This is a genomic window from Pseudomonas sp. PS02288 (assembly GCF_029959715.1).
Taxonomy (GTDB): domain Bacteria; phylum Pseudomonadota; class Gammaproteobacteria; order Pseudomonadales; family Pseudomonadaceae; genus Pseudomonas_O; species Pseudomonas_O kuykendallii.
The window spans coordinates 24,272-46,835 of record NZ_JASCPA010000032.1; the positions used below are offsets into that span (position 1 = coordinate 24,272).

At 66.0% G+C, this 22,564-nt stretch carries 19 protein-coding genes; 12 read left to right on the forward strand and 7 right to left on the reverse strand.

The genetic code is table 11. The features are described from left to right. The first annotated feature begins 123 nt into the window (after window positions 1-123). The 3 genes from QMX85_RS13860 to QMX85_RS13870 all read left to right on the forward strand — a co-directional run bounded on the left by QMX85_RS13860 (window position 124) and on the right by QMX85_RS13870 (window position 2,674). Window positions 124-378 carry a DUF1127 domain-containing protein gene (locus QMX85_RS13860; RefSeq protein ID WP_282341767.1) on the forward strand — a complete coding sequence of 85 codons (255 nt, stop codon included), beginning with the start codon at window positions 124-126 and terminating at the stop codon, window positions 376-378. Between the two features lie 162 nt (window positions 379-540). Then, window positions 541-1,482 carry a DMT family transporter gene (locus QMX85_RS13865; protein ID WP_282341769.1) on the forward strand — a complete coding sequence of 314 codons (942 nt, stop codon included), beginning with the start codon at window positions 541-543 and terminating at the stop codon, window positions 1,480-1,482. After that, the gene (locus QMX85_RS13870) at window positions 1,469-2,674 is read left to right on the forward strand and encodes a winged helix-turn-helix domain-containing protein (RefSeq protein ID WP_282341772.1); all 1,206 of its coding nucleotides are present in this window, start codon (window positions 1,469-1,471) and stop codon (window positions 2,672-2,674) included. The genes QMX85_RS13865 and QMX85_RS13870 overlap by 14 nt, the downstream gene beginning before the upstream one ends. Window positions 2,675-2,678: 4 nt before the next feature. Here the strand turns inward: QMX85_RS13870 and QMX85_RS13875 are convergent, their stop codons facing one another. Continuing rightward, complete coding sequence (locus QMX85_RS13875; protein ID WP_282341775.1) at window positions 2,679-4,025, reverse strand: 3-deoxy-7-phosphoheptulonate synthase class II; 1,347 nt, start codon at window positions 4,023-4,025, stop codon at window positions 2,679-2,681. Window positions 4,026-4,167: 142 nt separating this feature from the next. Between QMX85_RS13875 and QMX85_RS13880 the strand changes: the two genes are divergently transcribed. From QMX85_RS13880 to QMX85_RS13890, 3 genes are all read left to right on the forward strand, one after another. Next, on the forward strand, window positions 4,168-4,917 hold the full coding sequence (locus QMX85_RS13880; RefSeq protein WP_282341777.1) for a spermidine synthase: 750 nt from the start codon (window positions 4,168-4,170) through the stop codon (window positions 4,915-4,917). Window positions 4,918-5,051: 134 nt separating this feature from the next. Further along, a complete protein-coding gene (locus tag QMX85_RS13885) occupies window positions 5,052-7,217 on the forward strand; it encodes a methyl-accepting chemotaxis protein (RefSeq protein ID WP_282341779.1) in 2,166 nt (721 codons plus the stop codon). 403 nt (window positions 7,218-7,620) lie between these two features. Then, window positions 7,621-9,315 carry a DEAD/DEAH box helicase gene (locus tag QMX85_RS13890; RefSeq protein ID WP_273231622.1) on the forward strand — a complete coding sequence of 565 codons (1,695 nt, stop codon included), beginning with the start codon at window positions 7,621-7,623 and terminating at the stop codon, window positions 9,313-9,315. A gap of 66 nt (window positions 9,316-9,381) precedes the next feature. Here QMX85_RS13890 and QMX85_RS13895 read toward each other — a convergent pair whose 3' ends face one another. The 6 genes from QMX85_RS13895 to QMX85_RS13920 all read right to left on the reverse strand — a co-directional run bounded on the left by QMX85_RS13895 (window position 9,382) and on the right by QMX85_RS13920 (window position 17,235). Continuing rightward, window positions 9,382-10,152, reverse strand: coding sequence for a class III extradiol ring-cleavage dioxygenase (locus QMX85_RS13895; RefSeq protein WP_282341784.1), 771 nt, complete (start codon window positions 10,150-10,152; stop codon window positions 9,382-9,384). A gap of 188 nt (window positions 10,153-10,340) precedes the next feature. Beyond that, complete coding sequence (fabB, locus tag QMX85_RS13900; protein WP_090231036.1) at window positions 10,341-11,558, reverse strand: beta-ketoacyl-ACP synthase I; 1,218 nt, start codon at window positions 11,556-11,558, stop codon at window positions 10,341-10,343. Window positions 11,559-11,569: 11 nt separating this feature from the next. Then, the gene (gene fabA, locus QMX85_RS13905; protein ID WP_090231035.1) at window positions 11,570-12,085 is read right to left on the reverse strand and encodes a 3-hydroxyacyl-[acyl-carrier-protein] dehydratase FabA; all 516 of its coding nucleotides are present in this window, start codon (window positions 12,083-12,085) and stop codon (window positions 11,570-11,572) included. A gap of 176 nt (window positions 12,086-12,261) precedes the next feature. Beyond that, window positions 12,262-14,187, reverse strand: a complete 1,926-nt coding sequence (locus tag QMX85_RS13910; RefSeq protein WP_282341788.1) for an ATP-binding protein — start codon at window positions 14,185-14,187, stop codon at window positions 12,262-12,264. Continuing rightward, on the reverse strand, window positions 14,184-15,101 hold the full coding sequence (locus tag QMX85_RS13915; RefSeq protein ID WP_282341790.1) for an ABC transporter substrate-binding protein: 918 nt from the start codon (window positions 15,099-15,101) through the stop codon (window positions 14,184-14,186). The genes QMX85_RS13910 and QMX85_RS13915 overlap by 4 nt, the downstream gene beginning before the upstream one ends. Window position 15,102: 1 nt before the next feature. Continuing rightward, the gene (locus QMX85_RS13920; RefSeq protein WP_282341792.1) at window positions 15,103-17,235 is read right to left on the reverse strand and encodes a TonB-dependent receptor; all 2,133 of its coding nucleotides are present in this window, start codon (window positions 17,233-17,235) and stop codon (window positions 15,103-15,105) included. A gap of 150 nt (window positions 17,236-17,385) precedes the next feature. Between QMX85_RS13920 and QMX85_RS13925 the strand changes: the two genes are divergently transcribed. The 6 genes from QMX85_RS13925 to QMX85_RS13950 all read left to right on the forward strand — a co-directional run bounded on the left by QMX85_RS13925 (window position 17,386) and on the right by QMX85_RS13950 (window position 22,558). Beyond that, the gene (locus tag QMX85_RS13925; protein ID WP_282341794.1) at window positions 17,386-18,408 is read left to right on the forward strand and encodes an NAD(P)H-dependent glycerol-3-phosphate dehydrogenase; all 1,023 of its coding nucleotides are present in this window, start codon (window positions 17,386-17,388) and stop codon (window positions 18,406-18,408) included. Window positions 18,409-18,424: 16 nt separating this feature from the next. After that, window positions 18,425-18,757: a DUF4389 domain-containing protein gene (locus tag QMX85_RS13930; protein WP_282341796.1), complete on the forward strand. Its 333-nt coding sequence runs from the start codon at window positions 18,425-18,427 to the stop codon at window positions 18,755-18,757. Beyond that, a complete protein-coding gene (gene sixA, locus QMX85_RS13935; protein WP_282341798.1) occupies window positions 18,754-19,215 on the forward strand; it encodes a phosphohistidine phosphatase SixA in 462 nt (153 codons plus the stop codon). The genes QMX85_RS13930 and sixA overlap by 4 nt, the downstream gene beginning before the upstream one ends. Before the next feature lie 107 nt (window positions 19,216-19,322). Further along, the gene (locus tag QMX85_RS13940) at window positions 19,323-20,990 is read left to right on the forward strand and encodes an AMP-binding protein (protein WP_282341800.1); all 1,668 of its coding nucleotides are present in this window, start codon (window positions 19,323-19,325) and stop codon (window positions 20,988-20,990) included. Window positions 20,991-21,063: 73 nt separating this feature from the next. Beyond that, window positions 21,064-21,867: an AraC family transcriptional regulator gene (locus QMX85_RS13945; protein ID WP_282341802.1), complete on the forward strand. Its 804-nt coding sequence runs from the start codon at window positions 21,064-21,066 to the stop codon at window positions 21,865-21,867. A gap of 49 nt (window positions 21,868-21,916) precedes the next feature. Then, window positions 21,917-22,558, forward strand: coding sequence for a LysE family translocator (locus QMX85_RS13950; protein WP_282341804.1), 642 nt, complete (start codon window positions 21,917-21,919; stop codon window positions 22,556-22,558). Window positions 22,559-22,564 lie beyond the last annotated feature (6 nt).

A 22,564-nucleotide genomic window follows, 5' to 3' on the forward strand; every position in this document is an offset into this window, starting at 1 on the left:
CTTCTCCGATACGCAGTCGATTCGGTGTCGGGCGTGCAGGATCGTCCAAGAGCTCCGGGCTCTCGCCGGATAGATTCCTGGACGAATCAATCGGTCCGCGGACCTGTTCCGCTCGGAGGCAGCATGAAAAAACAACAGCAAGGCTACGCCCTGGTAGTGCGCCCAACGTCTTACCTGCCGCTGTGGCGGCGGCTGGCACAACGCGTCAGGTCCTGGCACGCACTTTCGGTACAGCGTCATCGTCTCGCGACCCTCGGCGAGGCCACGTTGAAGGACCTCGGCCTCTCGCGTGCCGATATCGAGCAGGAAATCAATCGCCCGTTCTGGGACGGCCCGGCGGAGAGCGACGTGCTCAGCGACGACCGGCCGCATGATTGAGGTTATCCTTGCCGCCCCTCGGAAACTGTTCAAGATCGCGTCAGTTGTGACGTTCCCGGATCGTGAACAGGTTCTCCGGGAGGGTTCTTTCCCGTCAGCCTCCAACAAGGGTATCCGCGTGTCCTTCCAAGCCGTTCCCTCCTGCCTGGCCGGAGTCCGCCGATGAGCGGACGCAAGAGTGCCGATCTCCAGGCGTTCCTCCTGATGGTGCTGCTCTGCGCGATCTGGGGTGGTCAGCAGGTGTCGATCAAGCTGGCCGCCGGCGACATCGCGCCCGTCATGCAGGTGGCGTTGCGTTCGGTCATCTCTGGGTTGCTGATGCTGATTCCGTTGTGCTGGAGCGGCGCCTGGGCGACGGGGAAGGGCACGCGCGCGGTCGGCATGCTCGCCGGTTCGCTGTTCGCCCTGGAGTTCTGTCTGGTCGCCGTGGGGCTGCAGTACACGTCGGCCTCGCACATGGTGGTGTTCCTCTACACCGCGCCGATCTTCTCCGCGCTGGGCCTGCACCTGCTGCAGCCCACCGAACGCCTGCGTCCCTTGCAGTGGATGGGCATCGGCCTGTGTTTCATCGGCATCGGCGTGGCCTTCAGTGGCGGCTTCAGCCGGGCGATGGGTTCGAGCGTGCTGATCGGCGATGCCCTCGGGGTGTTGGCGGGACTGGCGTGGGGCGCGACCACGGTGGTGGTGCGTTGCTCGAAACTGTCCGACGCACCGCCCAGCCTGACGCTGTTCTACCAGCTGTCGATGGCGGTGGTCTTGCTGCTGGCCTACGCCGCGCTGAGCGGGCAACTGGATCATGTCCGGCTGACCGGCGTCAGCGTCGCCAGCCTGATGTTCCAGGGACTGGTCGTGTCCTTCTTCAGCTTCTTCATGTGGTTCTGGCTGCTGCGCCGCTATCGCGCGGCGAACCTCGGCGTGTTCACCTTCATGACCCCGCTGTTCGGTGTCAGCTTCGGTGTGATGATCCTCGGCGAAAAACTGGCGCCCAGCTTCATCGCCGCCGCGCTGCTGGTACTGGCCGGTATCGGCTTGGTGAATGGTGAGGCCTTGCTGCGAAAGGCGTTCGGCCTGCGGGCAGCCGGGAGTGCCGATGCGCGGCAGTGATTCGCTCTCGCTGAAGCAGGCCCGGCGCCTGGCATTGTTGGCCCAGCAGTTCGGCAAGCCGATCGGGACGGTCGACACGCGCCGCGTGCGCGGGCTGATCGAACGCCTCGGCGTGGTGCAGATCGACTCGGTCAACGCGCTGGTGCGCTCGCACTACCTGCCGCTGTTCTCCCGCCTGGGCGACTATCCCGCCGCGCTGCTCGAGGAACTTGCCTGGGGCCCGAAACGGCGCCGCGCACTGTTCGAATACTGGGGCCATGAGGCGTCGCTGTTGCCGCTTGGCTTCTACTCGCTGCTGCGTTGGCGGATGCGCCGCGCCGAGCAGGGCATCGGAATCTATGACTGGCTGTCGCGTTTCGGCCGCGAGCATCCGCAGGCGATCGCCCAGGTGCTGCAAACGGTGCGCGAACAGGGGCCGCTGGGCGCCGGCGCGCTCGCCAAACGGGTGGAGAAGGCCGGCCCCTGGTGGGATTGGAGCAAGGAAAAGGCCGCGCTGGAATGGCTGTTCGCCGCCGGCCAGGTGAGCGTCGCCGGGCGCCGGGGCTTCGAGCGTCTCTACGACCTCACCGAGCGCGTGTTGCCCGCGGCGCTGGTCAACGCGCCCGAGCTGGAAACGGCGCAGGCGCAACGCGGCCTGCTGCTGCATGCGATGCAGGCGTTGGGTGTCGCCACGGAAAAGGACCTGCGCGACTACTTCCGGCTGACCCCTACGGACAGCAAGGCGCGCCTGGCCGAATTGGTCGAGGCCGGCACCTTGCGGCGCGTCGGCGTCGAGGGGTGGCAGACGCCGGCGTATTGCCTCGGCGAGCCGCGCATTCCGCGCAAGGTGGAGGCCAGCGCGCTGCTTTCGCCTTTCGATTCGCTGGTCTGGGAGCGGGCGCGCACCGAGCGGCTGTTCGATTTCCGCTACCGGCTGGAGATCTATACCCCGGCGCACAAGCGCGTGTACGGCTACTACGTGCTGCCGTTCCTGCACGGCGAACGCCTCGTCGGACGCGTCGACCTGCGCGCCGAGCGCGCCCATGGCCGCCTGGCGGTGCACGGCGTGCATGCGGAAAGCATGGGACTGGAAGATGCCGCGCTGGCCGCGCTCGCCGGTCAGCTGCGAGCGATGGCCGGCTGGCTGGGCCTCCCGGAGGTGGCGTTGACCGGCAGTGGAGAACTGGACGCGCGGCTCCGGGCCGCGCTCTAGAAGCTCAGCGTCGAACCTGTTTCAGCGTCTCGGCGATCATGAAGGCCAGTTCCAGCGACTGGTTGGCATTGAGCCGCGGGTCGCAATGGGTGTGGTAGCGATCCGACAGGCCGTCCTCGGTGATCGGCCGGGCACCGCCGATGCACTCGGTGACGTTCTGCCCGGTCATCTCGATGTGGATGCCGCCGGCGTAGCTGCCCTCGGCCTGGTGCACGTCGAAGAACTGCTTCACCTCGCCGAGAATCTGCGCGAAGTCGCGTGTCTTGTAGCCGCTGGACGCCTTGATGGTGTTGCCGTGCATGGGGTCGGAACTCCACAGCACCTGGCGGCCTTCGCCCTGCACGGCGCGAACCAGGCGCGGCAGATTGGCTTCGACCTTGTCCGCGCCCATGCGCACGATCAGGTTGAGGCGGCCGGGATCGTTCTCCGGGTTGAGGATGTCGATCAGGCGGATCAGCTCGTCGGTGTCCATGCTCGGGCCGACCTTGACGCCGATGGGGTTGCCGACGCCGCTGAGGAATTCCACGTGGGCGCCGTCCAGCTGGCGCGTGCGGTCGCCGATCCAGAGCATGTGCGCCGAGCAGTCGTAGCATTCGCCGGTCAGGCTGTCGCGACGGACGAAGGCTTCCTCGTAATTCAGCAGCAGCGCCTCGTGGGCGGTGAAGAAACTCGCCTCGCGCAGTTGCGGTGCGCTGTCCAGGCCGCAGGCGCGCATGAACGCGAGGGTCTCGTCGATGCGGTCGGCGAGCTGGCTGTAGCGTTCGGTCAGCGCCGAATTGGCGATGAAATCCAGGTTCCACTTGTGCACCTGGTGCACATCGGCGAAACCGCCCTGGGCGAAGGCGCGCAGCAGGTTGAGGCTGGCGGTGGACTGGTGATAGGCCTGCAGCAGGCGCTCCGGGTCCGGGATGCGGCTCTTCTCGTCGAAGCCGATGCCGTTGACGATGTCGCCACGGTAGGCCGGCAGGGTCACGCCGTCGATGGTCTCGTTGCCGGAGGAGCGCGGCTTGGCGAATTGCCCGGCCATGCGTCCGACCTTCACCACCGGGCAGCCGGCGGCGAAGGTCATCACGATGGCCATCTGCAGCAGCACCTTGAAGGTGTCGCGAATCTTCGCCGCGGAGAACTCGAAGAAGCTTTCCGCGCAATCGCCGCCCTGCAGCAGGAAGGCGCGACCGTGGGTGACCTCGGCGAACTGCCGGCGCAGCTCGCGCGCCTCGCCGGCGAACACCAGCGGCGGATAGCTGGCCAGCGTGCGCTCGACCTGTGCCAGGTGCGCGGCGTCGGGGTATTCGGGTTGCTGCTGGATCGGCTTGCTTCTCCAGCTATCGGGGCTCCAGGTCTGGCTCATTGCGTGCTCTGTTCGTCGAAGGGCGGCGGTGCGGCATGGTAACCGATCATCCGCCGGGCCGCCGATAGAGCGCCTGTATGGCGGCGGGGTGAAATCGCCTCGCGCAGCCTCTAAGATGCGCCGAGCCAACGAGGAGTCGGGAATGGAACGAGAGGAACGCCTGCTGGCCGAAGTGCACGACGACTTCGGCCTGATCCGGGTGCTGGAGGTGGGCGATTACCGCTTCCTCGAATTCGGGGATTCGGTCGAGCAGAGCTGCGTGTTCGTCCGCGATCCGAGTTGGCTGGAGTACGACTACACCCGCGCCATGCTGATCGGCGCGCTCTGCCACGAGGCGCCGGAAACCGCGCTGTTCCTCGGCCTGGGTGCGGGCAACCTGACCCAGGCGTGCCTGCGCTTCCTGCCGCTGGAGGATGTCGAAGTCATCGAGCTGCGCCCCGACGTGCCGCGGCTCGCCATGGAATTCCTCGGCCTGACCGACGATCCGCGGCTGACCATCCGCATCGGCGACGCGCTGGATTTGCTGGACTCGGCGGAAACCGCCGACCTGATCTTCGTCGACCTTTATACCGACCAGGGGCCGGGCGTCGGCCACCTGGCCTGGAAATTCCTCGAAGCCTGCCAGCTCAAGCTCAATCCGGGCGGCTGGCTGGTGATCAACCAGTGGGCCACCACCGACGGCAAGCCGCTGGGCGCGGCGCTGCTGCGCGGCCTCTTCCATCGGCATTACTGGGAGTGTCCGGTGAAGGAGGGCAACGTCATCCTGCTGGTGCCGGCGGACCTCGAGCAGTCGCTCGACATGGATGCCCTGGGATCGCGCTGCAAGGTACTGGAAGGTCGGCTCGGTTATTCGCTGGATTCGCTGCTCGCCGCGTTGCGCCCGTCGAGCTAGAGCGGCGGGTCGAACCCGCCTTGTGTCAGGTCTCGTCCGATACCCGACTGCAATGGTCCGGAACTTGCTCTGCATGATGTCGCATTGATATCAGATTCGATGTGCCTCGTTCGCAGAAGTCAAGGAGTCGGGCCATGTATCTTCGCAGTGAATCCATGCAGCTAACCTCCGCCGAAAAAAGCTGGTTACCGGTGTTCGGCAAGACCGGGAAACTGGCGATGGGCTGGGCCTGCCGCGCCAATCGTTCGATCTATCCCATTATCGAGCAGACGTTCGAGGGCATCGCCGAGACCCGTGTGAAGCTCCTGCAGAACTGGACGCAGGAGCAGTGGGATCATCTGGCCGAGTTGGCGACCACCCTAGCCCGCGAGTTCGACGCCCTGGACCCGCGCGTACTTGGCGAAAAACTGCTCCAGGCCAGGGATTTCTCGGAGCTTTTCGTCGTCTCGCCAGGTGGCGAGGTGATCGCATCGACGCACCAGGCGCACTGCAACGGCAAGGATCTCGACCCGCGTGCACTGTCGCAGGGCCTCAGGCAGCCTTTTCTGCATGGCCCCTACACCGATCCGCTGACCCTGGAGATCGGGCCTTCCTCCTCACGCTTCCACGATGAAGTGACGCTGATGTTCTATCAGCCGCTGGTGCTCGACGGCACCACCCTGGGCTGCCTGTGTGGCCGCGTGCCGAACGACGTGCTGGGCGATCTGATCCAGCGCGAGGCCGGGCACATCTATACGGAATCCGGCGACAACTACCTGTTCATGGTGCGTTCGGATTTCGACCCCTCCATCCAGCCGGGCGTGGCGCTGTCCCGCTCGCGTTTCGAGGACGACACCTTCACTCACGGCGAAAACTTGCGCAGCGGCGTCAATACCGACTGGGGCCCGGTGCGCATCCAGCACCACACCGAGCTGGAGCTGCGCTTCATCGACCCGGCGACCAGGCAGTTGCACCCCGGCGTGCGGGAGACCATCCGCAACGGCTCGAACCTGTTCGTCACCTATCCCGGCTACTCGGATTACCGGCACATTCCGGTGATCGGCAAGGGCGTCACCTTCCAGTTGCCCGGCTCGCCGGACCGCTGGGGAATGATGTGCGAGGCGGACCTGGAAGAGGTCTATCGGCGCCGCTCGCTGAGCTTCAACCTGATGAAGCCTTACGTTTTCACCATGCTGGGCGTGCTCGGCTGCAATTTCATCGTGCAGCATTACAGCGGCCTCAGCCTGGCCTGGATCGACGGGTTGCAGCTGCTGAGCATGCTGTTCGCCGCGTTGCTGTTCACCACCCTGGGCCCGAGGCGGCTGGCGGCGCGGATGAACGAGCTCACCGGGGTCATCCGCACGCTCGCCGAGGGCGAAGGCAATCTCAGCCAGCGCCTGGACGTCGCGCACATGGCGAACGACGAGACCGGCGACATGGGACGCTGGATCAACAGTTTCATCGACAACCTGGACGGCATCGTCGGACAGGTGATCAATGCGTCCCTCACTGTCGGCAGGACCAACGAGATGATGCTTGGGCGCAGCCAGGAGGCGAACATGACGTCCGGCGAAGTCGCGGAGGCGGTCCATCGCATGATGGTCATCGTCGAGGGGCAACTGGGCGAAATCCAGCAGGCGTCGATGACCGCGGAAGAGATGAAGCGAGCGATGGACGAGGTGGTCGGGCGCGCCCGCGAGCAGTTCCAGGCCGTGCGCGCCGGCACGCAGAACATCCGCGACGTGGTCGAGCGCTCGTCCAGCAGCGTGCAGATGCTCGACAGCCGCATGTCGCAGATCGGCAGTATCGTCGGGCTGATTTCGGACATCACCAACCAGACCAACCTGCTGGCCCTCAACGCCGCCATCGAGGCTGCACGTGCCGGCGACCATGGACGCGGCTTTGCGGTGGTCGCCGACGAGGTACGCACCCTGGCGGCGCGCACGTCCAAGGCGGCAGAGGAGATACGCCAGGTGGTCGAAGGACTGCAGGGCGAAACCCAGCAGGCCGTAGCGTTCATGGAGGAGGGCGTGAAGGATGTCGACGACAGCCTGCGCCTGGCCGAGGAAGCCTCGTCGGAGAACGTCCAGTTGCACCAGGCGGTCGAGCGGATGTTCAACATCATCCAGCAGCTCAACGAGAGCAGCCTGGACTACGGCAAGACCATCCAGCAGGTCGACCAGGCGTCCGGAGAAATGCGCCAGACCGTCATCGTGCTGCAGAACAGCGCTGAAACCGTGCGGCTGAATGCCAACAAGCTGCAGAAGCTGGTCGGCCAATTCGAGGTCAGCTCGGTGGGGGGCTTGTCGGCCGCCTGCTGAGGCGGATGGCGACTTCAGGGAAGCGGCCACGCTGCTGTCCGAAGGCCTCTAGCCTGGGGACTTCAGGCCGCCCCGCTGAATCTTCGCGCGACGCGCGGGTCAGAATGCTTCGCCACCGAGGCGTTCGATCCGGGCGCGCGCGGTAGCAGGGCTTGCTTCGACGTTGGCTAAGTATGCGTCGTCCATCGAAAAAACCTGCCCACGGGTCAGGTTTTTCCGGTATGATGCGCGCCCGCCGTAAAGCCGGCCCCGTTACTGTGCACCTCACGAAGCGCTGCTTCGGTTGCACACGCAAGGCGGGCATCTAGTTTCATTCATTCATCACGCGTTCTCGCAAATTCTCGCCGACCAGGCTGCCAGGGTGACCCAAAAGGTCCTACACGGCATGTGCAGCCTTGGAACAATGGGTCTTTGCGGATGCACACGAGGCAGACCCATGACCCAGGAACTCGGCGGCTTCGCCGCGCTCGGACTCAATCCCAACGTACTCGCAGCGGTTATCGCAACCGGCTACGAAGAGCCGTCGGCCATCCAACTGCAGTCAATTCCGGTGATCCTCGCCGGCCACGACATGATCGGCCAGGCGCAGACCGGTACCGGCAAGACCGCGGCTTTCGCCCTGCCGATCCTGTCGCGCATCGACCCGGCCAAGAAAGAACCCCAGGCGCTGATCCTCGCGCCGACCCGCGAGCTGGCCCTGCAGGTCGCCACCGCGTTCGAAACCTACGCCAAGCAGATGCCCGGTCTGAACGTCATCGCCGTCTACGGCGGCGCGCCGATGGGCCCGCAGCTCAAGGCCATCCGCCAGGGCGCCCAGGTCATCGTCGCCACGCCGGGTCGCCTGGTCGACCACCTGCGTCGTGACGAGAAGGTCCTGTCGACCATCCAGCACCTGGTGCTCGACGAAGCGGACGAAATGCTCAAGCTCGGCTTCATGGACGATCTAGAAGTGATCTTCCAGGCCATGCCGGAGTCCCGCCAGAGCGTGCTGTTCTCCGCCACGCTGCCGCACTCGATCCGCTCCATCGCCGAAAAGCACCTGAAAGAGCCGAAGCACGTCAAGATCGAGACCAAGACCCAGACCGTGACTGCGATCGAGCAGGCGCACCTGATGGTGCACGCCGACCAGAAAGTCGCCGCCGTGTGCCGCCTGCTGGAGGTCGAGGACTTCGACGCCCTGATCGCCTTCGTGCGCACCAAGCAGGCCACCTTGGACCTCGCGTCGGCGCTGGAAGCCAAGGGCTACAAGGTGGCGGCACTGAACGGCGACATCGCGCAGAACCAGCGTGAGCGCGTCATCGAATCGCTCAAGGATGGCCGTCTGGACATCGTCGTCGCTACCGACGTCGCCGCCCGTGGCCTGGACGTGCCGCGCATCACCCACGTGATGAACGTCGACATGCCCTACGATCCGGAGTCCTACGTGCACCGCATCGGCCGTACCGGCCGCGCCGGGCGTGCCGGCCGCGCGCTGCTGCTGGTCACCCCGCGCGAGCGCCGCATGCTGCAGGTGATCGAGCGCGTCACCGGGCAGAAGGTCGCCGAAGTGCGCCTGCCCGACAACCAGCAGGTGCTCGATGCGCGCATCCGCAAGCTGACCACCAGCCTTTCGCCCCTGGTGGCCGATGCCGAAGCCAGCCACGGCGATCTGCTCGACCGTCTGATCGCCGACATCGGCTGCAGCCCGCGTGCCCTCGCCGCAGCCCTGCTGCGCAAGGCCACCAACGGCCAGGCGCTGACCCTTGCCGAAGTCGAGCGCGAGCAGCCGCTGGTGCCGAGCTCCAGCGCTCCGCGCGAACGCCGTGAGCGTGACGGCGAACGCAGCGGCGAACGCCGTGCGCCGGTTCCTCTGGCTGAAGGTCGCGTGCGTTGCCGCACCGCGCTGGGTACTCGCGACGGCATCGCCGCGAAGAACCTCCTCGGCGCCATCCTCAACGAGGGTGGTCTGGCTCGCGAAGCCATTGGCCGCATCCAGATCCGCGAGAGCTTCAGCCTGGTGGAGCTGCCGGAAGACGGCCTGGACCGCCTCCTGGGCAAGCTCAAGGACACCCGTGTTGCCGGCAAGCAGCTGAAGCTGCGTCGCTATCGCGAGGATTGATCCTTCGCTGAACGAAAAAGCCCCGCCGTTGCGGGGCTTTTTCATGGGTGCTGGAAAGTGCCGCGCTCAGTCGAAGCGGTAGATGTCCATCCCCAGTGCGCCTAGGGTGAAGCCGGCGTGCGCGACGCTGAACGCCGGCCCGCCAGCCGCGCGGGCGAAATACAGCGGCAGCAGGTGTTCATCGCTGGGGTGATTGCGCACCGCGAATGGCGCCTGGCGACGGTAGTCGAGCAGCGCGGCCTCGTCGTCGCCGGCCAGTCGCGCGACCATCCAGTCTCGAAACGCGCTCGCCCAGGGCTCGATGCGGTCCGGCCCGGCGTGCCAGTCCAGTTCGCCAAGGTTGTGGGTGATGCTCCCGGAGCCAACGAGCAGCACGTCGCTCTCACGCAGGCCGGCGAGCGCGTGCCCGACCTGCTCCTGGAAGGCTGGGCCGCGGCGCGACGGCAGGGAAAGCTGCAGCACCGGGATATCCGCCTGCGGGTACATCAGCCGCAGCGGCACCCAGGCACCATGGTCGCGGGGCCGCTGCGGGTCGAGCTGGGCGTCCAGCCCGGCCTCGCGAAGTTGCGCGATGAGCTCGTCGGCCAGGCCTGGCGCGCCCGGTGCCGGGTAGTCGACGGCGTACAGTGCCGGCGGGAAACCGTAGAAGTCGTGCCAGGTTTCCGGCTGCATGGCATTGCCGACCAGCAGGTCGGGGCTCTCCCAGTGCGCGGATACCACCAGCACCGCTCGCGGGCGCGGCAGGCTGGCGGCCAGGCGCGCCAGGGCCGGGCCACTGGCGCCGGGTTCCAGGGCGAGCATCGGCGAACCGTGGGAAATGAACAGGCTGGGCAGCATGGTGAACTCCTTGATCAGGCCTTCATCTTCGGCAGCGCCGCGCGGTGTTTCCAGCGGAAAATTCCAATGCGTATGAACGAATCCGCCGATGCAGAGCACGACGGAGCGAGGATGGTGACGATGCGCCGACATGCGTCGCGACCATGAAAAACGGCGCCCTGGGGCGCCGTTTCCGTCATCGCAATCGATCAGTTCTGGAAGCGTTTCAGCACCAGGGTGGCGTTGGTGCCACCGAAGCCGAAGCTGTTGCTCATCACCGTGTCGATCTTGGCGTTCTCGCGGGTCTTCAGCAGGATCGGCAGGTCGCCGACCTCGGCGTCCAGCTCGTCGATGTTGGCCGAACCGGCCATGAAGTTGCCTTCCATCATCAGCATGCAGTAGATCGCTTCCTGGACGCCGGCGGCGCCGAGAGAGTGACCGGACAGGCTCTTGGTGGAGCTGATCGCCGGGGCTTTGTCACCGAACATGTTGCGCACGGCCTTGATTTCGGCGACGTCGCCCACCGGCGTGGAGGTGCCGTGGGTGTTCAGGTAGTCGATCGGCTGGTCGACGGTGCTCATCGCCAGCTGCATGCAGCGCAGCGCGCCTTCGCCGCTCGGCGCAACCATGTCGTAGCCGTCGGAGGTGGCGCCATAGCCAACGATTTCGGCGTAGATCTTCGCGCCGCGCTTGAGAGCGTGTTCGAGCTCCTCGACCACCACCATGCCGCCGCCACCGGCGATGACGAAACCGTCACGCTTGGCGTCGTAGGCGCGCGAGGCTTTCTCCGGGGTGTCGTTGTACTGGGTGGAGAGGGCGCCCATGGCGTCGAACAGGCAGCTCTGGCTCCAGTGCTCTTCTTCACCGCCGCCGGCGAAGACCATGTCCTGCTTGCCCAACTGGATCTGCTCCATGGCGCTGCCGATGCAGTGCGCGCTGGTGGCGCAGGCCGAGGAGATCGAGAAGTTGACGCCCTTGATCTTGAACGGCGTGGCCAGGCAGGCGGAAACCGTGCTACCCATGGTGCGGGTGACGCGGTATGGGCCGATGCGCTTGACGCCTTTCTCGCGCAGCGTGTCGATGGCTTCCATCTGGTTCAGCGTCGAGGCACCGCCGGAACCGGCGATCAGGCCGACGCGCGGCGAGGAGATCTGCTCCTCGCTCAGGCCGGCGTCTTCGATGGCCTGCTGCATCGCCAGGTAGGCGTAGGCGGCGGCATCGCCCATGAAGCGGAACAGCTTGCGGTCGATCAGTTCTTCGAGGTTCAGCTGCACCGAGCCGGAGACATGGCTGCGCAGGCCCATCTCGGCGTATTCCGGGTTGAAGCGGATCCCCGCACGGCCGGCGCGCAGGTTGGCTGAGACGGTGTCTTTGTCATTGCCCAGGCAGGAAACGATACCCAGACCGGTGATTACGACGCGGCGCATGCGGATAACCCTTAAAAATTGTCAGTGGATGTGAACAGGCCGACGCGCAAGCCTTCGGCACTGTAGATCTCGCGGCCATCGACGCTTACCGAACCATCGGCGATGGCGAGGATCAGCGAGCGGTTGATGGTGCGTTTGATATGGATGTTGTAGGTGATCTTCTTGGCGGTCGGCAGGACCTGGCCGAAGAACTTCACCTCGCCCGACCCCAGCGCACGGCCGCGGCCCGGATTGCCCTGCCAGCCGAGGTAGAACCCGACCAGTTGCCACATGGCGTCGAGGCCCAGGCAGCCCGGCATGACGGGGTCGCCCTCGAAATGGCAGGCGAAAAACCACAGGTCAGGGTTGATGTCGAGCTCTGCGACTATCTCACCCTTGCCGTACTTGCCGCCGCTTTCGCTGATGTGAACGATGCGATCGATCATCAGCATGTTGGGGGCGGGCAGTTGCGCATTACCCGGACCGAAAAGCTCGCCGCGGCTGCAGGCCAGCAGGTCTTCGTAGGTAAAGGCGTGTTGTTTGGTCATGCGAGCTCCTCAATGGTCCCGTGCGTGAAGACCGGGGTGGATCGTCGTCCTGGCGACGGCAGCGCATGCCGTCAGCCTAGTCATAGACTGCGCGGCATGGCTGAAAGTCACAGCGTAGCGAGTACAGTCGTACACTTGCATTGTCGCCGATTCGGCGGGCGTGCGGCACTTTATCATTACTCACCGCTTCCGAACGGGCGGGGCGGCAGCCAACGCAGCAACAAATGCTGCAGTTCTGCCCGTTTGAATGGTTTCGCGAGGTAATCGTTCATCCCGGCTTCCAGGCAGCGTTCGCGGTCGCCCTGCAGGGCGTTCGCCGTCAGCGCGATGATCGGCAGCATCGCGCGACCTTCGAGCCGGCGGATGCGACGTGTCGCCTCATAGCCATCCAGGCCGGGAAGGCGGCAGTCCATCAGGATCACGTCGAATTCGTTGCGCTCGGCTTCGCGCACCGCCTGCACGCCGTCGTCGACCAGCGCGACGGTGTAGCCGAGGCTGCGCAGCATCGCTTCGATGACCGTCTGGTTGACCGGATTGTCTTCCACCAGCAGCACGCGCTGGCCGCTGCCGGTACTGCCGACGACGGCGCGCTGGCCGTGACCACCAGGCACCTGCTGGCGGAACGGCAGGGGGATTTCCAGGGTGAATACCGAACCTTGCCCCGCCTGGCTTTCCGCCCGCAGCGTGCCGCCCATGCGCTCGGCCAGCGTCCGCGCGATCGGCAGCCCGAGGCCGGTGCCGCCATAGCGGCGGGAGATGGAACTGTCGGCCTGCTGGAAGGCGTCGAACATGTGCTCAAGCCGCTCCGGCGGGATACCGATGCCGCTGTCCTTCACCGCGCAGGTGAGCCAGAGCACTTCGGCGTCCAGCGGCTGCCAGCGCACCTCGACCAGAATCTGGCCTTCCTCGGTGAACTTCAGCGCGTTGCCGATCAGGTTGACGAGGATCTGCCGGATGCGTGTCGGATCGCCCTGTACCTGAAGCCATTCCAGCCCTGGCTGGGTATCGATGCGCAGCTCCAGGCCGCGCTGCGCGGCGCTGTGCTGGAAGACCATGGCGGATGTCTGGATCAGCTCGAAGAGCGAGAATGGAATCCTCTCCAGCTCCAGTGCATCGCGCTCGATACGCGAGAAATCGAGGATGTCGTTGATCACCTTGAGCAGATGCTCGGTGGACTCGCTGGCCAGCGCGGCATATTCCTCCTGCTCGCGGGTCATTTCGGTGGTTTCCAGCAGCTGCAGCATGCCCAGCACGCCATTCATCGGCGTGCGCAACTCGTGGCTCATCATCGCCAGAAAGTCGGATTTCGCCCGGTTGGCCTGCTCGGCTTCCTCGCGGGCGTTGGTCAGCTGGGCGATGGTGCCTTCCTGTTCGGCGCTGGCCTGGGCGAGGCCGTCGGCCAGGCGGTTGATGTGCCGCGCCAGGTCGCCCAGCTCATGTTCGTCGACTTCCGGCAGCTGGGTCTCGAAACGCCCCGCGCGGATCGCCTGCACCGCCTGGCCCATCGCGCTGATCGGTTCGGCGAGGCGCAGCGACAGCCGGCGCGCCAGCATGAAGGTGAAGACCAGCGCGAACAGTGCCAGCGCGGCGGCTTTCAGGAGGATTTCCTGCTGGCGGCTGCTGAACGCGTCGTTGGACATGCCGACCACCACGCGGCCGAGGTGCTCGCCACTAGCCAGCGGTGGTATTTCCGGCTCACCGGTCAGGCTTGCCTCGTCATCGGGAAACACCAGCGGCTGCAGGCGTATGGGCGCCTGGAAGGTCGCCGAGGATTTCCCTCCGCTATCCCGGCCTCCGCGTTCGAGATAGACCAGGACCTTGTCGTCGCGGTCGCGTACCTCGAGATAGCGCACATGGGGCGTTTCCATCGTCGCCTTGAGCAGGCTGCGCAGGACCGGCAGGTTTCCGGAAATCACCCCGTATTCGCAGGCCGGCGCCAACTGGTCGGCGATCAACTGGCCGGTGTGCTGCAGCTCCTGCTGCAGGTCCTGCAGGCGGGTGAAGGTGAACAGGCCGGTGAGCAGCAGGGTCAGCAACAGCGCCGGCCCCACGCTGATCAGCTGCGTCCGGGTATGGATATCCCAGCTCGGTCGGAACTTCATCGGCTGTGTTCTCCTGCTGCCAGGCGCCTCGCCAGTTCGGCGTCGTCGTCCAGGGCGATGCCCAGGGCGCGGGCGACCTGGGGGTTGCTGAGCACTTTGAAATGCGTCGGATAGAGCGCTCTCGGCCAGCTCGCTGGGGGCTGGTCGAGCAGTTCGTCGAGGCTTTGCAGCCAGTCGTCCTGGTCGCTGTAGGTGCTGCTCAGGCTACCGGCGCGGACGAAGGGCGCGTTGGGGCCGATCAGCGCGCGCTGGCGGGCGTAGCTGGTCAGCAGGAGACTCTTGGCGGTCAGCGAGTTGTACAAGCTGGGCGCCTCGAAACCGAGCAGCACCTCGCTGTCGTTGAGCAGCTCCAGGAGTGGACGGCTGTCGCGCGGGTTGTGCCATTCCCGAGCGACGATCTCCAGCTGCAAGGGCGCCGCGGCCTGGCGCAACGGTTCGAGCAGGTGCTGGCTGTCGGCGTCGAAGAGCACGCCTACCCGGCGCACATGGGGGAGCAGCAGGCGCAGCAATTTCAACTGGCGATCCAGCGGCGGATCGTTCCACAGCAGCGTGACGTTTTCCGGCCGCTGGCCATTCAGCCAGCGGCGTGCCTCCAGGCGGTTGACCCGCATGATCAGGGTGGGCGATTCGATGGCCGTTTTGAGGCGCCAGACGAGGGCGTCCTCGCCGATCAGGATCAGCCGCGTGGTCGGTGGCGGAAGCGGGCCGATCGCCAGCTCGCCGATCGGCACGAAGCGCACCTGATCTTCGGGCCGCTGCGCCGCCAGTGCGGCAGTGAACTGGCGCACCGCCGGAGCGTCCTGGGCGCTGAGGATGATCTCGGCGGCATCCGCGCCGCGCAGCGCGAGGACGAGCAGCATCGCCATGCAGGCCAGCGTGGCGCTCAGCAGACTCGTCCTTGAGGAGGGGCGCATCTCAGAAGCCCAGTTCGGCGCTGAGGTAGAACTGCTGGCGGTCGTCGTAGAGGTTTTCTTTCCAGGTCAGCGCCTCGTCGTCCAGCCGCTGTTGCAGTACGCCAACGATCTGCAGGTTGGCGCTGCCCAGGCGCAGGCGCTTGGCCAGTCGCAGGTCGAGCCGTTCAAAGCGTCGTTCGTTGAGGGCGTCGGCGCCGTAGTAGATGACGCTGCTCGACCAGCCGTGGGCCCATTCGCGCATCCAGGCCGCCGAGCCGCTGTTGCGTGCCGAAAGGCGCAGGTCGCGGTCTTCGGTGGCGGTTTGGTCGATGTAGGCGTACGTCAGGCGCACGCGGTCACTGGCGCTCAGGCGCCAGTCCGCCTGCAGTTCGGCACCCTGAAAACTCATGCTGTTGGCATTGCTGGGGGTGTAGCCGTCGCTGGTGAAGGCCTCGCTGATCATGTCGCTCACGTCTTCACGGAACAGTTTCAGGTCGATGCTCAACCCCAGGTTAGAGAACAGTCCGTTGTAGCCGAGCTCGCGCGAGCGCATGTGCTCCTCCTTCAGGCCACCCGTACCCGTGACCCTGGAGAAATAATAGGCGCTGTTCCGGCCATTCACGCTCGGTGAAAGGTTGCTCACCTCATAGCGCAGGTCGAGGTTGTTCTCGGCCATGTCTGGGGTGCGCACGGCTTCGGAATACACGGCGCGCAAGCCGTGGCTGGGGGTGATCAGGTAGTTCACGGCGAGGCGCGGGGTGAGCGATTCGCCGCTGTTGCGATCGTTCTCCAGCATCGCGCCGCCCTGCAGGATCCAGTGCGGGTCGATCGTCCACTCGAGGTGCGCGAAGGTGCGCAGGATGTCGTTGTCCAGCTTGCCGCCGAAGTAGGTGTCCGACGCCACTTCCTCGCGGCGGTAACCGGCGCCGCTGAGCAGGCGCAGGCTGTCGGTGACGCTGTAGGTGTCCTGCAGTTCGAGGTCGTAGCGAGTTTCGCGGATGTTCTGGTTGACGTCTCCGCAGACGGCCGGCTGCTGCGTGGTCACCTGTTCTTGCATTTGTTGCAGCACCTGTTGCGCCAGTTCTGCTTCCCTCGGTGTAGTGCCGGCAGGTAGCGGTCGGAGGCGGAATACCCGCTTGGTCAGTACCGGGTTCAGGCTCCAGAGCTCGGCGAGCTGCGGGCTGAAGGCCAGAGCGGCGTCACAGGCCACCCATTCCTGCTTGCGGTCCCAGTGCTGTGCCGCTCCCTGAACGTAAAGGCTGTGGCGCGGGTTCATGTCGAAGGTCCAGCGCATCGAGCCGGCATAGTCGCGGGCGACCACGTCGGAGTTGTTGTCCCCCGGCGCGATGCCCCCCGGAATCAGCCTGTCGAACACCGGTTCATAGTTGTAGGGCCGCTGGTTGGTTCCTTCCTTGGCCGCCAGCTGCCAGTCGATCGTCTGCTGCGCATCGAGGCGGTGGGTGGTGGACAGGTTGAAACGGTTGGCGCGGGTACTGTCCCGGAAGTCGTTGCCTTCGTCGTCATGGTCGAAACCGTCGTCCTGCAGCCCGGAGAGCGACAGGCGCATATCGCCGTCCAGCCAGTTGAAGCCCTGGCTGGCGTACCAGTCGTTTACGCCACGCTTGCCGCGGGTAACCTTCAGGCGCGTGCCGATGCTCTCGGACGGCGAGCGGGTGATGATGTTGATCACACCCATCAGCGCGTTGGCGCCGTAGCTGACCGTATTCGGCCCGCGAAACACCTCGATCCGATCGATGTCTTCCAGGGCGACCGGAATGTCCGCCCAGTCCACCGTCGCCAGGCCTGCGCGGTACACCGAGCGGCCGTCGATCAGTACCTGCATGCGCCGCGCTTCGCTGACGCTGCTGCCGTGATAGTTGACCATGCCCTGGTTGCCGGACAGGTAGCCGACCATCATCCCCGGTACCAGCCGCATCAGCTCCGGCACGCTGCGCGCGCCGCTGGACTCGATCAGTTGCCGGTCAAGCAGGGTCACGCTGCCGGGAACGGCGGCGGGCGACTGTTTGAGTCGGGTCGCGGTGAGAATCTGCGGCACGCTTTCGCCGTCGGCGAAGAGGTCTTCGGCAACTGCCGGATGGGTCGTGGCCAGCGCCAGCAGCGCGAAGGAGAAGGGGAGCGAAGGGCGTAATGGCACGACGGCGATCATCGGGGGCAGCAAAGCGCGCATGTTAACCGAGCGGCCGGGCTTTGCCAGCGCACCACGGTTGCATTTGGCCATGCCACTGGTCGCTTCAACGGCGCGCCGTATAATGGACGCCGATTGCCATAACCCTGCGGACCTTCCATGACAGCACAGCAACCCATCGCGGTCCTCGGTGGCGGCAGCTTCGGCACCGCCATCGCCAACCTTCTGGCCGAGAACGGCCAGGCGGTCCGCCAATGGATGCGCGACCCCGAGCAGGCCGATGCGATTCGCCAGAACCGCGAAAACCCGCGTTATCTCAAGGGCATCAAGGTGCATCCGGCGGTGGAGCCGGTCACCGATCTGGCTGCCACGCTTGAGGCGAGCCAGTTGCTGTTCGTCGCGCTGCCCTCGAGCGCGCTGCGCAGCGTGCTGTCGCCGGTGGCCGATCGGTTGAGCGGCAAGTACTTGGTCAGCACCACCAAGGGCATCGAGGCGCAGAGCTTTCTGCTGATGAGCCAGATTCTCGAGGAGATCGCCCCGGAGGCTTCCATCGGGGTGATTTCCGGGCCGAATCTGGCCCGCGAAATCGCCGAGCACGCCCTCACCGCGACAGTCGTCGCCAGCGAGAACGCCGACCTCTGCAGCCGCGTTCAGCAGGTCCTGCACGGCCGCACGTTCCGCGTTTACGCCAGCCAGGACCGCTTCGGCGTCGAGCTGGGCGGCGCGCTGAAGAACGTCTACGCGATCATCGCCGGGATGGCCGTGGCGCTGGGAATGGGCGAAAACACCAAGAGCATGCTGATCACCCGTGCGCTGGCCGAGATGACCCGGTTCGCGGTGAAGCTGGGCGCCAATCCGATGACCTTTCTCGGCCTGGCCGGGGTGGGCGACCTGATCGTCACCTGTTCCTCGCCGAAGAGCCGCAATTACCAGGTCGGCTTCGCCCTCGGCGAAGGACTCAGCCTGGAGCAGGCGGTCAATCGCCTCGGCGAAGTGGCGGAGGGCGTCAACACCATCAAGGTGCTGCGTGCCAAGGCCGAGGAACTGCGGGTCTACATGCCACTGGTCGCCGGTCTGCACGCGATCCTCTTCGAGGGCCGTACCCTGGCCCAGGTCATCGAGGCCCTGATGCGGGCGGAGCCGAAGACCGACGTGGACTTCATCTCGATCAGCGATTTCTGAACCCAAGGAGCTGTACATGAACGACGCCAAACCGCGCCGTGAATCCCTTGTGCTGCGGATTCTCTGGATGCTGCTGTTCTTTCTCGTCTGGCAGGTGACCGAGGTCCTGCTGGCGCTGCTGGTGGTGGCGCAGGTGGTGTTCCGTCTGATCAACGGCGCGCCGAGCGGTGCGCTGATGGACTTTGGCGACAGCCTCGCGCAGTACCTGGCGCAGATCGGTCGCTTCGGCGCCTTTCACACCGACAGCAAGCCCTGGCCGTTCGCCGACTGGCCGGTGCCGCGTGCCGCCGACGGAGAAGCCCCCCTGCGTCCGGTCGAGCCGCTGAGCCGCGACGAGGCACAACCGTGAGGTTGTACCTGCTGCGGCACGGCGAAGCCGAGGCACTGCGTACCAACGATGCGCGCCGCGCACTGACCGAACACGGTCGCGACGAAGTCCGCGCCAGCGCGGCGTTGCTTGCCGAAAGACCGTTGCAGGCGATCCTCGCCAGCCCCTACGTGCGCACCCAGCAGACCGCCGAGCTGGTGGCGACCCACCTCGGCTACCGCGGGGTGATCGAGAGCGCCGATTGGCTGACCCCCGACAGCGACCTGCGCGACGCCCTCGCCCGCCTGAACGAGCGCGGCGAAGACGAGCTGCTGCTGGTCACCCATCAGCCCCTGGTTGGCGCGCTGGGCGGGCTGCTGGTCCACGGCCACCGCCAGCAGCCGCTGCCCATGAGCACGGCGAGCCTGGCGGTCCTTGACGGCGACATGGCTCTAGCCGGCGGCATGCAGCTGGTTTCCCTGACCCACCCGCGGGTCTGATTTCAAAAAGACACAATCTCGCGGTTGCAGCCCCTTGTTGCTCATGGAATAGTCAACCAAGCAAGTGCTTGGTTGATCCCCATAATAACAACAATGGAGGCGTCCCTGTGGCTACTGCGCAGCGTTTACCCCTCGCGCTCTTCTATGAGCGCGAACAGCGGCATCCGAACAAGCGTTATCTGGTCCAGCCGTTGCCCGGCGGAGAACTGCAGGTGCTCAGCTGGGGCGAGGTGGGCGAGCAGGCGCGGCGTGCCGCGTGCTGGCTGCGCGGCCTCGAACTGGAGCCGGGCAGCCGTGTCGCGATCATCTCGAAGAACTGCGCGCACTGGATCGTCGCCGACCTGGCGATCTGGATGGCCGGGCATGTCTCCGTCCCGCTGTATCCCAACCTCACGGCCGATTCGGTGCGCCAGGTACTCGAGCATTCCGAGACGCAGGTGGCCTTCATCGGCAAGCTGGACGACTGGGGCGCGATGGCGCCGGGCGTGCCGCCGGGCGTGAAGACGGTCAGCCTGCCGCTGCATCCGGCGGCCGATTTCGACCACACCTGGGACGAGCTGCAGACCTGCTCGCCGATCCACGACAATCCGTTGCCGGCGGCCGATCAGCTCGCCAGCATCATCTACACCTCCGGCACCACCGGCACGCCGAAGGGCGTGATGCAGACCTTTGGCAGCTTCGGCTTCGCCGCCAGCAACGGCAGCCAGCTCACCGAGGTGGGCGAGGACGATCGCGTGCTGTCCTACCTGCCGCTGTGTCATGTCGCCGAGCGCATGTTCGTCGAGATGGCCTCGCTGTATGCCGGGCTCACGGTGTTCTTCGCCGAAAGCCTGGAAACCTTCCTCGATGACATGCGGCGTGCGCGGCCTACGGTGATCTTCGGCGTGCCGCGGATCTGGACCAAGTTCCAGATGGGCGTCTACAGCAAGATGCCCGCGCGCAAGCTGGATCGCCTGCTGGCGCTGCCGCTGGTTGGCCGTGTCGTCGGGCGCAAGGTGCTCGCCGGCTTAGGCCTGGACGCCGTGCGCTTCGCGCTGTCCGGCGCCGCGCCGGTGCCCGAGGCGCTGCTCGACTGGTATCGGCGCCTCGGCCTGGAGGTGCTCGAGGTGTACGGCATGACTGAGAACTGCGGCTACTCGCACCTTGGCCGCCCCGGTTTGCAACGCCCGGGCTGGATCGGCATCGCCAGCCCGGGCGTCGAGGTGCGGATCGACGATTCCGGCGAAGTGCTGATTCGCAGCGACGCGACCATGAGCGGCTACTACAAGGACCCGCAGAAAACCGCCGAGACCCTCACCGAGGACGGCTTCCTGCGTACCGGTGACAAGGGCGAACAGAATGCCGAGGGCTATCTGCGGCTGACCGGGCGGATCAAGGAAATCTTCAAGACCAGCAAGGGCAAGTACGTCGCCCCGGCACCGATCGAGAACCGCCTGGCGGTGCATTCGCGGATCGAGCAGGTCTGCGTGATCGGCGATGGCCTCGCGCAGCCGATGGCGCTGTGCGTGCTCTCCGAGGTCGGTCGCGCGGAAGCGGCTAACGGCACCCGCAATGAACTGGAAAACAGCCTGCGCAACCTGCTCGAAGAGGTCAACGACGGCCTCGACAAGCACGAACGGCTGCAGGGGCTGGTGCTGGTCAAGGACGTCTGGGCAGTGGACAACGGCTTCCTCACGCCGACCCTGAAGATCAAGCGGGCGATGATCGAAGATGCCTACGGAGCGCGCTTCGGCGAATGGGCGGCCCGATCGCAGGCGGTGCTCTGGCACGACTGACCGCCGGTGCCCACCGGCGCCGCGCTGCAATTTTGTCCAAGAGCGTGGCGCCGTCAGCGGGTAAAATGGGCGCATGGAGCAGATCAACCACATCACCAGCGGGCTGTCGGGCGTGCGTCTCATCGATGCCGAGTACCACAGCTTCGCCTTCCCCCGGCATTTCCATCTGGAGTACCACGTCGGCCTGCTGCTGCGCGGCGAGCACCGCTACGTGCACCGCGGAGAAAAGCGCCAGGTCGGCGCCGGCGACATGCTGCTGATGGCTCCAGAATGCATCCACGACGGCGCCAGCCTGACGGGCGAGGGTTATCGCATCCGCGTGATGGCGCTCGACCCGCAATGGCTCGACGACGCCAGTCGCAGCCTCAGTGACGGGCGCCAGGGCGCGCCGCGGCTGACCAGCGCGGTACTGCGCGATCCTCGCCTGCAGGCGTATCTGCAGGAGTTCCACGCGGCCATGCTCGGCGGCTCGCCGCTGTCCCAGGAAAGCACGCTCTGGCAGGCGCTGGCGCATCTGCTGGACATGGGTTCGAGCCTGCGTATCAGCGAGCCCGCCCTGGGTTTCGACCCGACGACCTGGAGGCGCCTGCGCGACTGGCTCGAATCGCGCCTCGAGTCGCCGCCGAACCTGGAAGAGCTGGCGGCATTCTGTGGCGTCAGCCCGTGGCAGGCGTTGCGCCGCTTTAGCAAGCACACCGGCCTGCCGCCGCACCAGTGGCTGATGTCTTTGCGCCTGGAGAGGGCGCTGCCGCTGGTGCTGCGCGGTCTTCCGCTTAGCGACATCGCCCTGCGCCTGGGCTTCTACGACCAGGCGCACTTCTCTCGCTTGTTCCGCCGTACCTACGGGCTGCCGCCGGCGCGCCTGCGCCAGGGCTGACGGCCACGCTCGTTCATTGCGACCTTACCCCCGAATTTTGGAGAAAAGCATGCAGGAGACTTCTGTCTTGCTGTCGTTGATGGCGGTGTTCGCCGTGGCGCTGGTCAGCCCCGGCCCGGACGTGGCGCTGGTGGTGCGTACCGCGATCCATCAGGGCCGTCGCGCCGGTCTGCTCAGCGCGCTGGGCCTGGCGTGCGGCATCCTGTTGCACGGCACCCTGGTGCTCACCGGCGTTTCGCTGCTGTTGAGCCGGTCGCCGTTGCTGTTCACGGCGATCCAGCTGTTAGGCGCCGGTTACCTCGGCTGGCTCGGCGTCGGTGCGTTGCGCGCCTGGTTTCGCCGCGGCGAAGCGTCCGGAGGCAGGCTCGACGGTGAACTCGCGCCGTCGCCGCTTGGCCCCTGGTTGCGCGGGGTAGCGACCAACCTGTTCAATCCCAAGGCCCTGGTGTTCTTCCTCGCGCTGCTGACCAGCCTGATCCCGCCGCACATGTCGCTGCCGGGCAAGTTCGCCGCCGCGGGCATCCTGTTCTTCTTCGGCCTGGCCTGGTTCAGCCTGCTCAGCGTCGCGTTGACCCAGCCGCGCCTGCAGCGGCGCCTGCTGCGTGCCGCGCCTGTCATCGACGGCCTCTGCGGGCTGGTGTTCCTGCTGGTGGCCGGTGCGATCCTGCTGCGGCTGGCGTTGCCGCACTGACGCCTG